The 14,534-nt window shown below is 52.1% G+C and carries 11 protein-coding genes, 1 tRNA gene and 2 pseudogenes; 2 read left to right on the forward strand and 12 right to left on the reverse strand.

The features are described from left to right. Positions 1–14 precede the first annotated feature (14 nt). The 3 genes and pseudogenes from DXA97_RS10450 to DXA97_RS10465 all read right to left on the reverse strand — a co-directional run bounded on the left by DXA97_RS10450 (position 15) and on the right by DXA97_RS10465 (position 6,891). Positions 15–3,761 carry a hypothetical protein gene (locus DXA97_RS10450; RefSeq protein WP_118719929.1) on the reverse strand — a complete coding sequence of 1,249 codons (3,747 nt, stop codon included), beginning with the start codon at positions 3,759–3,761 and terminating at the stop codon, positions 15–17. 185 nt (positions 3,762–3,946) lie between these two features. Continuing rightward, positions 3,947–4,831, reverse strand: coding sequence for a hypothetical protein (locus DXA97_RS10460; protein WP_147355561.1), 885 nt, complete (start codon positions 4,829–4,831; stop codon positions 3,947–3,949). Between the two features lie 508 nt (positions 4,832–5,339). Next, positions 5,340–6,891: pseudogene (locus DXA97_RS10465) on the reverse strand (ABC-F family ATP-binding cassette domain-containing protein). A 134-nt stretch (positions 6,892–7,025) separates the two neighbouring features. Here DXA97_RS10465 and DXA97_RS10470 point away from each other — a divergent pair. After that, complete coding sequence (locus tag DXA97_RS10470; protein WP_182436861.1) at positions 7,026–7,256, forward strand: FeoA domain-containing protein; 231 nt, start codon at positions 7,026–7,028, stop codon at positions 7,254–7,256. 62 nt (positions 7,257–7,318) lie between these two features. After that, positions 7,319–7,902, forward strand: a pseudogene (locus DXA97_RS10475) (HD domain-containing protein). A gap of 91 nt (positions 7,903–7,993) precedes the next feature. Here the strand turns inward: DXA97_RS10475 and DXA97_RS10480 are convergent. From DXA97_RS10480 to DXA97_RS10515, 9 genes are all read right to left on the reverse strand, one after another. Then, a tRNA-Gly gene (locus tag DXA97_RS10480) sits at positions 7,994–8,064 on the reverse strand. A gap of 95 nt (positions 8,065–8,159) precedes the next feature. Continuing rightward, complete coding sequence (locus tag DXA97_RS10485) at positions 8,160–8,519, reverse strand: hypothetical protein (protein WP_118719937.1); 360 nt, start codon at positions 8,517–8,519, stop codon at positions 8,160–8,162. Then, on the reverse strand, positions 8,471–9,562 hold the full coding sequence (locus tag DXA97_RS10490) for a serine hydrolase domain-containing protein (protein WP_182436862.1): 1,092 nt from the start codon (positions 9,560–9,562) through the stop codon (positions 8,471–8,473). Before DXA97_RS10490 ends, DXA97_RS10485 begins: the two co-directional genes overlap by 49 nt. Then, entirely contained in the window at positions 9,559–10,038 is a 480-nt protein-coding gene (locus tag DXA97_RS20900; RefSeq protein WP_347561559.1) for an enolase C-terminal domain-like protein, read from the reverse strand. Before DXA97_RS20900 ends, DXA97_RS10490 begins: the two co-directional genes overlap by 4 nt. Further along, positions 10,026–10,643 carry an enolase C-terminal domain-like protein gene (locus tag DXA97_RS20905; protein WP_243107626.1) on the reverse strand — a complete coding sequence of 206 codons (618 nt, stop codon included), beginning with the start codon at positions 10,641–10,643 and terminating at the stop codon, positions 10,026–10,028. Before DXA97_RS20905 ends, DXA97_RS20900 begins: the two co-directional genes overlap by 13 nt. A gap of 21 nt (positions 10,644–10,664) precedes the next feature. Beyond that, on the reverse strand, positions 10,665–11,687 hold the full coding sequence (locus DXA97_RS10500; RefSeq protein ID WP_118719941.1) for a dipeptide ABC transporter ATP-binding protein: 1,023 nt from the start codon (positions 11,685–11,687) through the stop codon (positions 10,665–10,667). Then, the gene (locus DXA97_RS10505; RefSeq protein ID WP_118719943.1) at positions 11,687–12,673 is read right to left on the reverse strand and encodes an ABC transporter ATP-binding protein; all 987 of its coding nucleotides are present in this window, start codon (positions 12,671–12,673) and stop codon (positions 11,687–11,689) included. The genes DXA97_RS10500 and DXA97_RS10505 overlap by 1 nt, the downstream gene beginning before the upstream one ends. A gap of 12 nt (positions 12,674–12,685) precedes the next feature. Continuing rightward, a complete protein-coding gene (locus tag DXA97_RS10510; RefSeq protein ID WP_118719945.1) occupies positions 12,686–13,603 on the reverse strand; it encodes an ABC transporter permease in 918 nt (305 codons plus the stop codon). A gap of 3 nt (positions 13,604–13,606) precedes the next feature. Further along, on the reverse strand, positions 13,607–14,428 hold the full coding sequence (locus DXA97_RS10515) for an ABC transporter permease (RefSeq protein WP_243107627.1): 822 nt from the start codon (positions 14,426–14,428) through the stop codon (positions 13,607–13,609). Between the last annotated feature and the right edge of the window lie 106 nt (positions 14,429–14,534).

A 14,534-nucleotide genomic window follows, 5' to 3' on the forward strand; every position in this document is an offset into this window, starting at 1 on the left:
TCCGCAATTTGCCGTTATCCCTTCGAAGCCTCTTTCTGCACCTGCGCACCCTCCGTTTCTTCCTGCCGCTGTACCACTCCGTTCACAACCCATGCGCCCTGCTCATTGGTCTGTTTTCCGTCCGGAGCCGTATAGTTCTTTTTCAGTGCACCGCGGCTGCCATTGGACTCCTCTTCAAAGTACAGACACTGTCCGCCGACCCAGTTCCAGCCGGTAAGCATCCTGCCCTGGGTTCCATCGGAAGACGGGTTTAAATAATACTGGTTTCCGTCTGCATCCTGGTACCAGCCGGTCACTAAAAATCCTGCCTCATCAAACCGGAACCAGTCGTAAGCGCTTTGCCCGGCAGCTGTGCTGGCATACGGATTATGCACGGCAGCCCATTCTTTTACGTAGGTACGCTCCTTGTCCGCAAACATCCACTGGCCTGCTGCATTCTGCATCCAGGTTCCCGTTACCACATAAGAAGGCATGGACGGGCCGGCTGCCTTTGTCACTCCTCCGGAAGTAATTCCGGTTGACCCGCCAGAGCCTTTGGAGCCGCCGCCCCCGCCGCCAGAGCCACCGGAGCCGCCGCTAAAAACGCGCGGCACTGTTTCATCCACGGTGACAAACTGGATCCGGACCCTGCACTGCGCCTGGATATGTCCGTGCGTCTGGTCTTCACTCACTGCAGTGACGATTTCTTCCCGGATTCCGTTTCCATTTACCTTTTCTAACGGCTTTTCCCGCTTCAGCGTCCGGTCGCGGTGAATGAGGTTCTGGATCCACGCCGGATTGTTTTCTCCCTTCGGGTCCCACACCGGCATGACCTTACAATCCTGCTGGTTTGCTCCCGATACTTCCAGACGGATATTTTTCCCGCTCTCCGTATCCTTCCAGCTCACCTGCTCATAAAACGGATGCTCTGGATTCAGCGATGCAGTCAGCACTACCGGCTCTGAAACCGTGATGCTTTCCGACGACTGGTAACAGCTTCCGGTCAGTTTTCTTGTGACCGTAAAGTGTGCCTCTGTCTGGTTCAGGCTCAGTGTTTCCACCCGCACCGTTGTCAGGTCTACGATCTGGAAATCCACCGCAACGCGGCAATTTGCGTAAAGTGCCTGATGATTCACCGATGTCTCCGGATTCGTCACGGCAGATACCACGCCGTACCGGGTGTAAACCGTATCACGGATCTTTTCCCGGTACTGGTTTGCTGCCTGCGCCTGGACCTCCCGGTTGATGATGTTGGTAATAAAGGCGGAATTCATATTCGGCATGACCGAAGCATCCTTCATGGTATAGCCTGTTTCAGAGCGGTTTTCCAGAAGATCGGTATCGTCGACCAGCCAGCGCACCGTCCTGTCTACCGTCTGGCCATTTCCGTTATGCTCCACATGAATGAGCACCGGCTGCACTTCCACACTGTGATCCTGGACTCCGTCTACATAACGCGCGATTAAAACCCCATCCGTATTTTTCACCTCTGTGACGATCTGCGGGTGCTTCCGGTCCCCGCTCCGGGTCTGCACCACCGAAATCCTCGTTTCTTCCGGATCGGCAGTCAGCCTGGTCGTTACTTTTACATACTCTGCATTCAGCTGTGTGTCGCACTCCGGCATAAGAAACGAATAAGCACCACCGCCCACATACTGCATCGGCTGTTCGTCTTCGTTTTCATCCAGATAAGTAGGCGGCTTTACCCCGCCCGCCTCATTCAGGTCCACGATCATCTGATAACGGTTCTCCGCTGTGTTTTTCGGTGCTGTCGCCACGGTCACGACCGCGCCTGCTTTGATCGCAGATGGGTGGTCCTTGTCAATGTCCCGGTAGTAAGAGCTTCCCGTAGAAGAGATTGCAGACAATGCCGCTACATCTGTATCGTAGGTTCCGTTCGCATTTCGTGCATCGATACGCGGAATATAGACCAGATATCCTCTTGCAGGTTCGCCCATGAAGCCCGGGGCAAAATGATCCATCGCAAACGGCAGATCCTTTTTGTAGCCCTCCATCGTAAACTCGCGCCCAAGCTTCTGGGTAACAATGTAGCGCACGCCATCTTCCAATTCCTCATAAAAGAAACGGTCCCCGCAGTCATACTCGATCTGCCCGGACACGGTCTTATACTTCCGTTCCAGGTCAGACCAGTAGCCGATGTGCGCATCTTCCGCGAAGCGGTTGTCCCCATCGATGGTACTTCCAAACACCTGCTTTGCCTTCGCAAGTGTGTTGGTAAACAGGTAAGAAATCCTGCTGTCCCGCTCCGTTCCGTAGGTAAAACGGGCACTGCTGTCGCGGGTTCCCACAAAGGTTCCCTCGCGGGATGCACTTCCGGCATTGGTCCGCGAGATTGTTCCTGCCATGCGGGCCAGGATCAGGTTTCCGCTCTCATATTTTCCAACGATGCCGCCCACCGCCAGACTTGCGTTGCCGCCGATCGTGCCGTTGACATAAGAATTGTAAATGCCGCTTAAGCTCATACTCCCGGCAATTCCGCCTACATATCCCTTGCCCTGGACCCGGTCTGAATCGCCATTCTGGGTGATCACCACGTTATCGATCAGATACGCCTTTTCTACGCGGCCGGCTATTCCGCCCACCGCACCGCCAGCTTTCGCTCCATTTGCGGTAACTGCATTGATGGCAATGCCTTCTGCGCGGCAATTTTCCACGATTACGGAGCCATCTGCCTCCTGGATCTGTGTCCCGGAGGCCGTTCCTTTTCCGCTGCCACTGATCACTGCCGCAATTCCTCCGGCATCACGCTCCGAATAAACATAACCGGACACCGTTACATTGCGGACTACCGCACCGTTTTTCAGCGTTCCGGCAAGTATTCCAGCCTGGTCTGCACCGCGGATCTGATCCCCACGAATTTCCAGATTTTCCACAGATCCACCATCGATCACGCCGAACAGCCCCAGATTTTTCTTTCCATCTAACTCCCCGATGATTTTCAGTCCGGTGATCGTATTGCCGCATCCGTCGAAATGCCCACGGAACGGAGTCTGCACCTCTCCATTCATGTCTGCGGCATTCCGGTACCAGCCGATCGGATTCCAGCTTCCCCGGTTAATAGAAATGCCACCCAGATCCAGACTCTGCGTCAGTTCAAAATAGCAGTCCGCAAAATCTTCTCCGGCTGCTACTGCTTCCGAAAGTCCCATCAGATGCGACAAATTCTCAATCTGGTACGGTGCCTCCTTTGTTCCTTCTCCCGGAAAATTTGCGTTGCCATTCCAGTCCGTCCACAGATCCCCGGTTAAGGAAATCTGCGCAAACAGCGTCAGATCGGACGGGGTCGCTGGCTGGTCCTGCAATTGTACATCGGATGATGTCGCAGTCTGTCCCCACAGTCGCGTGCCTGGCAACAGTTCTGTCTCGTCCTGCAGCTGTGCGTCAGACGATGTTGTCACTTCAAACCAGAGCGCATGTTTCAGCCTTGCAAGCCAGTCGTCTTCCAGCTCAATTTCATCCGCTTCTTCATCATCTTCCTCATCATGCATCTGGTCATACTCCTGAGCAGCGCCGGATTTCTTCCTTTCTCCTGTTCTGTGTTCTTCTGCTCCCTGTTTTTCCCTCCATTCTCTTCCGCCATGGCCAGCATCGCTTCCGCTAGCCCAGACTGTTTCTCCCTCGCGCTCCGGCACCAGTCTTCCGGCACTCTCTGCCATTGCCGCACCAGCCGGAAATACTCCCGGTGCCATCACCGCAAGCAGCACCGCCATTGCCGATGCCGTTTTCCGCCGTACATCATAATTCTTGTTGTTTTCCCCCATAAATCCCCCTCGTTATTTCGTATTTCCATGGCCGTCCGCGCGTTGCGCAAGCAGCCACAAATTCTGATCCATTCTTTGCCATGAAAAGTTCCGCCGCCAATCAGGCGCATGAATTCAAGGATGCCATGTGCGCCTGCCAGAAATTTCGTTTGCAGTGTTGCACCTGGCTGCAGGCGCATGCAGGTTTACCGCTGCGGCAATACAAATGCCGGACGTACCCCGGTTGTCCCGGTTACTTTCACTTCCTCATCCTCCATTTCTGCTCCTGTACGCTTCGTTCCAGCCGTCATCCCGGTCTCCCTTTGCACCAGACTCCCATGCATGCCTATATTGGCGGCTGCGTTTCCGTGCGTGCCCGTATTTGTGGCTGTGTTTCTGTGCGTGCCCGTATTTGAGGCTGTGTTTCCGTGCGTGCCCGTATTTGTGGCTGTGTCTCCGCGCCTGCCCGCACTCCGCAGATCACTGCGCACTGCCTCCGGCCGGATATTCCCCTGCACCAGATCGACAATATAAACCTGCGTGCCTGACGCTGCTTTGCAGGGTGTCCGGAGCCAGTACCCTTTGCAGAATTCACTGATCTGCGTTTTCGGATTTCGCTTTGTGACCGGTCCGAATTTCCACAGCCAGTCACGGTAACGGTATGCCTCATCCACAGAAAGAAGAAACAGCTTATCTTCCAGCTTCTGGCTTCCCAGATAATGCGCACGCAGCCCTTCTTCCGGAAAATGTTCCCAAAATCCAGCCGGTGTCTGACCCTCGTAGCCTCGTTCTACGCCGGTATTGATCCAGACCGCATCAGCAAAATTCCCCGCTGACCTGGAAAGCCAGGCGCGTACAGACGAATATTTATACTCTGCGCTGTTTCCAAAGCGCACAATAGGCCCCGGGTAATACACATACCCATGCGAACCGTCTCCTGGTGTCTCAAATTCATAGCGCGAACCTGTGTTGGCCGGAATCACTTCATCGCAAAGAAAAAGCGCCCCCTGTCTGTGATCGTCCATGTGGTCCGCATAATTCTGGTCGATGCAGCGAAAACGGTATGATTTTCCACCGATATTGCGCGTCACTGTATCCCCAATGTTCCAGTGCCTGAGCTGAGTTACATGCTGGTTTTCCTGTGGATTTCTTTGCAGACTAACCGGTAGATTTTTCTGTAGACTGACTTGCAGATTTTTTTCAGAACTGGCTTGCAGATTCTCCCGCAGCCCTGCATGTTCTCCCCCATACACCATCACTGCCGGTCCGGCTGCTAAAAAAGTCCAGGCGCATAGCAGAAAAAGCAGACACTTTTCCCTTATTTCAGCCTGCATCGCATCCCCCTCTCTTGATTGAATACGCTAAAAATTGATAATAATGGAATTCCTTTTTAACCCAGCATCCGTAATTTGTAGAAATTGAAATGGGATTAAAAACTAAGAAAATAAGATAATATGAAAAATCCAGATTTTAGATGAATCATTCCTGTGCCATCATCATAGCACAGGAATGAAACCAGTACAAGAAAAGTTCGTCGACAAAAAACGACAAGAATATTGTTTGTGTTACTGTTCACGCATTGCGCAAACAGCAGCCCGATTACCCTCTCAGGCAGAACTCACTGCAATCTACTACGCGGGTGGCAAAGCTTCATAGAATTCCGGCTCATGGCAGATCAAAAGAACACTTCCTTTGTAGGCCTTCAGGCGCGGGCCAGCTCGTCCTTGGCATCGACATCCAGATGGTTGGTCGGCTCGTCCAACAACAGGACATTGGTCTCGCGGTTGATCAGTTTACATAATCTTACCTTTGCCTGCTCGCCGCCAGAAAGGACGCGCACCTGGCTCTCGATATGTTTGGTGGTCAGTCCGCATTTTGCCAGGGCAGAGCGCACCTGGTACTGAGTGTAGGACGGGAATTCCTTCCAGATTTCCTCGATACAGGTCGTGGTATTGCCCGGTGCCATCTCCTGCTCAAAATAGCCAAGATACAGATAATCGCCCAGCTCCACGCTGCCGGAAAGTGCCGGGATCAGCCCAAGGATGCTCTTTAATAACGTGGTTTTTCCGATTCCGTTGGAACCCTTTAACACGACCTTCTCTCCACGCTCCATGCTGATGTCAAACGGGCGGGTTAACGGCTCGTCGTAGCCGATCACCAGATCCTTTGCCTCAAAGATCATCTTGCCTGCGGCGCGGGCTTCCATAAAGTTAAACTCTGGCTTCGGCTTTTCCTTCGCCAGCTCGATGACTTCCATCTTATCCAGCTTTTTCTGGCGGGACATGGCCATGTTCCGGGTCGATACACGCGCCTTGTTACGGGCCACGAAATCCTCCAGCTCGGCAATTTCCTGCTGCTGGCGCTTGTAAGCAGCCTCCAGCTGCGCCTTCTTGACCGCGTAGACCTCCTGGAAATGGTCATAATCGCCCACATAGCGGTCCAGCTTCTGGTTCTCCATGTGGTAGATCAGGTTGATAACGCTGTTTAAGAACGGAATATCGTGGGAGATCAGGATAAATGCGTTCTCATATTCCTGGAGATAGCGCTTCAGCCACTCGATATGCTGCTCATCCAGATAGTTGGTCGGCTCGTCCAAAAGCAGGATGTCCGGCTTCTCCAGAAGCAGTTTTCCTAAAAGCACCTTCGTTCTCTGACCGCCGGACAGCTCGGAAACATCCTTGTCCATGCCGATCTCCTGCAGGCCAAGCGCACGGCCGACTTCCTCTACCTTGCTGTCAATGATATAGAAATCGTGTGCCATCAAAAGATCCTGGATCGTGCCCAGTTCTTCCATCATGGCATTCATCTCATCCTCAGATGCTTCGCCCATCTTATCGCAGATGGCATTCATCTGCTCTTCCATCTCAAACAGATACGCAAATGCGCTCTTTAACACATCGCGGATGGTCATGCCCTTTTCCAGCACAGTATGCTGGTCCAGATAACCGGCACGCACGTGCTTCGCCCACTCGACCTTGCCCTCATCCGGCTGCAATTTGCCCGTGATGATGTTCATGAACGTGGATTTTCCCTCTCCGTTTGCACCCACCAGGCCTATGTGCTCTCCCTTTAAAAGACGGAATGACACATCCTGGAAAATAGCACGGTCACCAAAACCATGGCTCAAATGTTCTACATTTAAAATACTCATTCAAAACTCCTTCCAAATTTCCTGCTGCATCAAAACTGTGTCTCATTTTACATGACAAACCCGGCCATGGCAAGCTATTTCCCCTGAAATTCCGCATATCTTATCGTAACAGAGCACGATTCATGAGGAATGCTATGGTTCTTCCCCTCAGTCACATTCCGTCCGCCGCCGATGCACGCATTATCTGGATCGCCAGTGAACCAGCCAGACGGGAACGTCTTGAAAAGCAGGGCTTTGTCCCGGGCGCAGTCATCCACTGTGTGCGCCGCTCCCGCCGCAGGCGCTTTTTTCTCTTCCGGGTCAGCGGCCGCCTGATTTTGCTGCCGGGAAAGCTGGCGGGAGAGATCTTTGCGGAAATCTCTTAACAAGCACAGACAATCGCTGTATAATGAGAGAAATTTGTTACACATCAGGAGGAAACACAACCATGAAAAGCCAGATTACAAGAGACGAAGCATTAAACTTACTGAAGACATACAACAAAGAGCCATTCCATATTCTGCACAGCCTTACCGTGGAGGGCGTTATGCGCTGGTATGCAAAAGAGCTTGGCTACGGGGAAGATGAGGAGTTCTGGGGTATCTGCGGACTGCTCCACGACATCGATTTCGAACTTTACCCGGAGCAGCACTGCATCAAGGCACCGGAGCTGTTAAAAGCTGGCGGTGTGGGTGATGACATGATCCATGCTATCTGCTCCCACGGCTACGGCATCTGCTGCGATGTAGAGCCTGTCCACGAGATGGAAAAGGTGCTGTTTGCTGCTGACGAGCTGACCGGCTGATCGGTGCCGCTGCCCGCATGCGCCCATCCAAGAGCACAAAAGATATGGAGGTTTCCAGCTTAAAGAAAAAATTCAAAGATAAAAAATTCGCTGCCGGGTGCTCCCGCGATATCATCCGTACCGGAGCCGAACGCCTGGGATGGGAGCTGGATGATCTTTTTGCAAAGACCATTGAAGCTATGCGCTCCTGTGAAGATTACGTGAATGCGGAGATGGAGCAGGAGTAAAACGGATACTGTTCCAGCTGTCTTCAACTTATAACCACATAGAAAAAGCCGGAGATCCTTATAAAATAAGGCTCCGGCAAAAAATGAAAGAAGCAGGCGACGGGAATCGAACCCGCCTCCTCAGCTTGGGAAGCTGATGTTCTACCGATGAACTACGCCTGCATTTCATATGGAAACACTGTCTATTATAAATCGTATTTTTCAAAAAGTAAAGAGATCCTGTTCTTTGAAAAAAGCAGGAATCTCTTTTCAAATGATTATACTTCCTTCGGGAAGATCCGGCTGCCATAGCGCGCCGCAAATACGTGACCTTCTTCGTCACGAATCGCAGTCAGGTAAATGTCGGAATAGGTTTTCCGTACCATACCCTGCCACGGATATACGGCCTGAAGTGCGGTCGGATTTCCGTTTACCTTCATGCTCAGAGTTCCGTTTTCTGCAGTCAGCGTGAATGCATCACCCTCACCGGATACATAGCTTCCGGCTAACTCTTCAAGTTCTTCGGCGCTCCAGCTGCGTTCTGCGTGGATCTGCCGTTCTTCCTCGACCTCAAGGCCGCAGTAGGCATTCAGGCTGCATCTGCGATGGCTGCCACGGAAACATCCATGGTGTTGCACAGCACTACAATACCAACCTCTTCCTGCAGACAGAAAGAGAAGTTGGAGGATACGCCCGGAAGGCTTCCACCGTGCTCATAAACAGCACGGTCACCTACCTGCTTCGTCTCCAGACCGTATCCATAGTATATGCCCGGCTTCATAAACTGTCTCGGCTTCTCCATCTCCTGAACAGCATAGCGCTCTACAATGCGGTTTCCGTTTCCCGCCACACCTTCATTCAGATACATAACCGCATACTTCAGCATATCACCCAGAGTGGACTTCATACCACCGCCGCCGTGCAGGACGAATGCATCGTTCTGGTAGTCGCGGTCAGCTCTCCAGGTTCCGTTCTCCAGAGAATACAGGATTGCCGCATTCTCGTCCTGGCTGTTGCGGATAAAGCTGATGTTGCTGCGGTCCATACCGATCGGCTTCAGGATCTTCTTATCCAGATATTCTGCAAAGGAGCCATAACCGGAATGACGGCGCACAATATCAGAAAGCAGACCAAAACCGTCGTTGCAGTAGCTCATGCGCTGTCCCGGACGTCCGGTGAAACGGGTCTGGGCATCCAGGCGGCCTGCCACACGGCGGATTCCCTCCTCTGCAAAGTCTTCCCGGTAAATGAGCTCTGCATCCAGGGAATCCTCAATCCCCATCTCCTGCGCGGTCTTATCCACTACGATACGCGGAAGCGGGAAATAGCCACCGCTGTGGCACATCAAATGCCACAGCTTAACCGGCTCAGACTGATTCTTGTTGGTGAACTCCGGAATGTATCTGGAAACCGGATCATCTACCTTTAAAAGGCCGTCCTGCTGCATCTGCATGATGGACAGTGCCGTAAAGGATTTGGTCACAGATGCCATACCGAAAATGGTGTCTCTGGTGATCGGGAGCCTGTTCTCCGCATCACGGTAACCGAAGTAATTTTCGTACTGGATCTCTCCGGCTGCATTGACGATACCGACCGCGATACCGCGTGCCTGGCCATCTTTCATTACACGGGCAATCAGCTCTTCTAACTTTGCCTTGCCCTCCGGTGTCATACGGTTCATGCCAGCATCTCCTTTTTCAGACATTTGATGCCAAGGCCCGGATCAGAGGAAAGGATCAGGTGTCTGGTATCTTTTACGGTAAAGCCACCCTCGTACGGAAGCTCTTTTAAGGAGAAGGTTGCGTCCAGATCCGCACGTGTAATGTTCTTTAATGCTGCACCCAGGGAAGCAGCCGCGGTTACACCGATACCACTCTCCTCTGCCATACAGCCCAGCATGACCTCCACGCCTGCTGCCTCTGCGATCGCAGTGATCTTCTTTGCCTCATACAGGCCGCCGCACTTCATCAGCTTGATGTTGATGAGATCTACAGCTCGCTGGGATACTAACTGCAGGGCATCCTTGGAGTCCCAGCAGCTTTCATCTGCCATGATCGGCACAGAGCTGTGGGCGGTCACGAATTTCAGTCCCTCAAAATCGAAGCGCGGAACCGGCTGCTCTACCAGCTCGATATCGTACTCATTCAGGCGGTTGATGAGTTCAACAGCCTCCTTGGCTTTCCAGCCTGGTTTGCGTCCAGACGGATCTTCACCTGGTCACCGACTGCCTCACGGATTGCACGGACTCTTGCCAGATCGGAAGCAAAGTCTACGCCGACCTTGGTCTTGATCACGTTAAAGCCTGCCTGCACATGTGCCTTTGCATGCTCTGCCATGACTGCCGGATCATCGATGCCAACGGTCATATCTGTCTCGATCTCGCCGGAAAGTCCGCCCAGAACCTTATACAGCGGAAGATTTGTGCTCTTGCCGATGATGTCATGGCATGCCAGGTCGATGGCTGCCTTTGCAGTACCTGCATACGCTACGGTACGGTTCATCACGGTATAGATTGCCTCCATGTCACGCGGATCCATGCCGATCAGTTTTTCTTTCAGACGCTCTACCGTTGCGATAGTACCATCCAGATTTTCCCCAGTGATCAGCGGTCCCGGAGAGCCCTCACCATAACCGGTGATGCCGGCATCAGTCTCAACCTCAACCAGGCAGCTGACTGCGTGAGTGATGAGACCCAGTGCAATGCGGAACGGGCGCACCAGCGGCACCTGCATTCTGTAGGTCTTAATGTTGGTGATTTTCATGATACTTTTATACCTCCTCAATTATTTTTCTTCTGTAGTTCCGTTCTGTGCACAGGCTCCATTGCAAAAATGGCAGGCGCACAGATGACCTCCTCCGATGTCCCTAAGCTCCGGCTTCTGTGTGGAACAAATTTCCTGAGCCATGAAACAGCGGGTATGGAAGATACATCCGGACGGTGGGTTTGCCGGGCTCGGCAGATCGCCCTGGAGAATGATCTTCTTTCTCTTGGAATGGCGCTCCGGTACCGGAATTGCAGACAGCAGCGCCTGGGTGTACGGATGGGAGGGGTTCGCAAACAGCTCTTTCTTGTCCGCCAGCTCTACCACATGTCCCAGATACATAACCATGACACGGTCTGAAATATGCTTGATAACGCTTAAGTTGTGGGAAATGAAGATATATGCCATTCCCATGGATTCCTGCAGCTGGCGCAGCAGATTCAGTACCTGAGACTGGATGGAAACATCCAGTGCGGATACCGGCTCATCACAGACTACCAGAGACGGGTTAAGCACGATCGCGCGGGCAATACCGATTCTCTGACGCTGTCCGCCGGAGAACTCGTGAGGATAGCGGTTGTAGTATTTGGTGTTCAGTCCTACGACCTCCATCACCTTTAACACCTGTGCCCGGGTCTCCTCCTGGGTCTTATAGCGTTTCTGAATATTTAACGGCTCGGCAATGATCTCGCCGATGGTCATTCTCGGATTTAAGGATGCGTACGGATCCTGGAAAATAATCTGCATATCTGCGCGCATTTTCCGCAGTTCCTGACCGCTTGCCTTGGCGAAATCCTTTCCTTTGTAGAAGATCTCGCCGGAGGTCGGCTCGATTAGACGGAGCACAGAGCGGCCCATGGTAGACTTACCGCAGCCGGACTCACCAACCACACCCAGGGTTTCTTTCGGATTCAGGGTAAAGGATACATCGTCCACCGCCTTGATCCATGACTTATCTTTCTGGAAGAAGGAAGATTTTCCCGCAAACAGTTTCCGCAGGTTCCGGACCTCCAGAAGCGGAGTCTTTTCATTTACTTCACTCATCAGATGTTCTCCTCCCACTCCTTCGTATATTTAAAACAGCGCACCATGCGGCCCTCGGCCTCGACTAACTCCGGCATCTTCTGACGGCAGATCTCGCGGGCCTGCGGACATCTCGGACAGAACGCACAGCCGGCCGGCATGTCATCAAAGCTTGGCACCATACCCTTGATAACACTCAATTCTTTGGTGTCGTCATCATCCAGCTTCGGAATGCACTTCATCAGTCCGTCCGTATACGGATGCATCGGCTTATCAAAGATCTGGTCGCAGCTTGCGTGCTCAACGACCTTACCTGAATACATAACCATAACATCATCCGCAACCTCTGCGATAACACCCAGGTCGTGGGTAATCATCATAACGGAAGTTCCGGTCTTTTCTTTTAACTCATTGATGAGGTCCAGGATCTGCGCCTGAATGGTTACGTCCAGCGCAGTAGTCGGCTCATCACAGATCAGCATAGCCGGATTACAGCAGAGTGCCATGGCAATCATGACACGCTGACGCATACCGCCGGAAAGCTGATGCGGGTACTCATCGAAGCGGCGCTCTGCAAGCGGGATCTTAACCAGCTTTAACATCTCAATGGCGCGGGCTTTTGCTTCCTGCTTGGTCATCTTCTCATGAAGGAGCAGTGCCTCGATCAGCTGCTGGCCGATCGTGTAAACCGGATTTAAGGAAGTCATCGGCTCCTGGAAGATCATGGCAATCTTCTTACCGCGGATGCTGCGCATCTGTGCCTCGGTCATCTTTAAGAGATCTTCCCCCTCAAACAGGATCTCACCGCCCTCGATCTTACCGGGACGCTCTACCAGACCCATGATCGATAAGGAAGTGATACTTTTTCCGCAGCCGGACTCACCTACAATGCCGAGGGTCTTACCTTTTTCCACATTGAAGGAAACATCGTTAACCGCTTTCACAAGTCCGGCCTCAGTATGAAAGTAGGTCTTTAAATTTTTTACCTGTAAAATATTCTCTGCCATCTCTCATACCTCCTAACTTCTCAGCTTCGGATCCAGTGCATCTCGTAAACCGTCACCGAAGATATTGAATGCAATAACTGTGATCATGATCGCCACACCAGGCATGATGCTATATACCGGGCGGTAGCTGATAAAGGTCTGTGCCGCACTGATCATATTGCCCCATGACGGAGTCGGCGGCTGGATACCGATGCCCAAAAAGCTTAAGGATGCCTCATACATGATTGCGTTCGGGATACCAAGGGTAACCAGGACGATAATGGTGGACAGACAGTTCGGAACCAGTTCCTTCATAATGATCCAGTAGGTAGATGCTCCGCAGGCACGGGCTGCCTCTACGTATTCTTTTTCTTTTAACTGCATGACAGAACCGCGGATCATACGCGCGGTGCGGACCCAGGTCAGAAGGCCCAGGGCGATAAACAGGTTCAGGACACCCTTACCCATGAAGGTCATGATCGCCATAGCGAAGATCAGATCCGGGAATGCCTGGAAGATCTCCATGACACGGGAGATCAGGCTGTCGATCCAGCCGCCGTAGTAACCGGCCAGGGAACCTAAGGTTACGCCTACGATAGAAGCAATGATCTGTGCCACGATACCGATACTGATGGATACTCTGGAGCCGTAGATGATACGGGATAAGATGTCGCGGCCGAATTCATCGGTTCCGAACGGATGTGCCTTGCACGGTCCGCCAAGCACAGCGCTGTAATCCTGATAAGTCGGATCGTACGGTGCGATGAGCGGAGCGAAGATTGCCATCAGTGCCAGCAGGATCAGTACACATGCGCAGAACATTGCCATTTTGTTCTTCTTTAAACGGCGCAGGCTGTCTCCGTAGAAGCTGGAATACTGCATGCCGTTTTCCATAACATCCTGCTCAAACTGTTTCTGTTTATTAAAAAATCCAAGTAATTTCTTAGCCATCTCTTATGCTGCTCCTTTCCCGTAGCGGATTCGCGGATCCAGAAATGCATAGGAAACATCAACGATCAGGTTTACAACAACGAATACAAATGCGATGTACATAACTGTGCCCTCCAGAAGCGGAAGATCACGGTTGGACATGGCATCTACTGCCAGCTTACCGATTCCCGGAATGGAGAATACCTTTTCGATCAGCATGGAACCTGTCAGCATGTAACCAAAATCGGTACCTACGAGAGTTACGATCGGGATCATGGCATTTTTCAGGGCGTGCTTCAAGATAACGGCCCAGCGCATGGCACCCTTTGCCTTCGCGGTACGGATGTAATCCTGTCCCAGTACTTCCAGCATACTGGTTCTGGTGATTCGTGCAATATTTCCTGCGTAACGCGCACCCAGCGCAAGACTCGGAAGTATGTAAGATGCCGGCGTATCGAATCCTGAGATCGGCAGAATGTTCAGCTTTAAGCCGAAAAGGATCTGCAGGATGATCGCTACCCAGAATGCCGGTGCAGATACACCGATGATAGAAAGTACCATAACAACGGTATCGATGCCTTTTCCTCTCTTGACTGCTGCAAAGATTCCGCACGGAATACCAATAACAGAAGCAAAGATAAAGGACATGCATGCCAGCTTTACGGTTACTTTAAAGCAGCGGATCAGCGCATCGGTAACAACCTCCTTGGTGAAATAGGAGGTACCAAAATCCAGATGGATGGCGCCTTTTATAAAATTCAGATACTGTACATAGTATGGCAGATCCAGACCGAGCTCCTTGCGCACTTTCGCAATGGTCTCCGGATCTGCACGCTTCTCCAGCATCAGGCAACCGGGTCACCCGGTACCACCTGAAGCAGAACAAACGTGATCAAGCTAATGCCCAGAAGAACAAAGATCGTCTGGAGCAGACGTTTTCCTGTGTATGAAA

The organism is Clostridium sp. OF09-36, from assembly GCF_003481985.1.
Classification (GTDB): domain Bacteria; phylum Bacillota; class Clostridia; order Lachnospirales; family Lachnospiraceae; genus Brotaphodocola.

What these genes read in the sequence shown, in the direction of transcription:
- DXA97_RS20905 (WP_243107626.1), bottom strand. Translation starts at nt 10,643, where the DNA reads ATGAAAATCACCAACATTAAGACCTACAGAATGCAGGTGCCGCTGGTG.
- DXA97_RS10490 (WP_182436862.1), bottom strand. Translation starts at nt 9,562, where the DNA reads ATGAACCGTATGACACCGGAGGGCAAGGCAAAGTTAGAAGAGCTGATT.
- DXA97_RS10470 (WP_182436861.1), top strand. Translation starts at nt 7,026, where the DNA reads ATGGTTCTTCCCCTCAGTCACATTCCGTCCGCCGCCGATGCACGCATT.
- DXA97_RS10500 (WP_118719941.1), bottom strand. Translation starts at nt 11,687, where the DNA reads ATGAGTGAAGTAAATGAAAAGACTCCGCTTCTGGAGGTCCGGAACCTG.
- DXA97_RS10510 (WP_118719945.1), bottom strand. Translation starts at nt 13,603, where the DNA reads ATGGCTAAGAAATTACTTGGATTTTTTAATAAACAGAAACAGTTTGAG.
- DXA97_RS10505 (WP_118719943.1), bottom strand. Translation starts at nt 12,673, where the DNA reads ATGGCAGAGAATATTTTACAGGTAAAAAATTTAAAGACCTACTTTCAT.
- DXA97_RS10450 (WP_118719929.1), bottom strand. Translation starts at nt 3,761, where the DNA reads ATGGGGGAAAACAACAAGAATTATGATGTACGGCGGAAAACGGCATCG.
- DXA97_RS10515 (WP_243107627.1), bottom strand. Translation starts at nt 14,428, where the DNA reads ATGCTGGAGAAGCGTGCAGATCCGGAGACCATTGCGAAAGTGCGCAAG.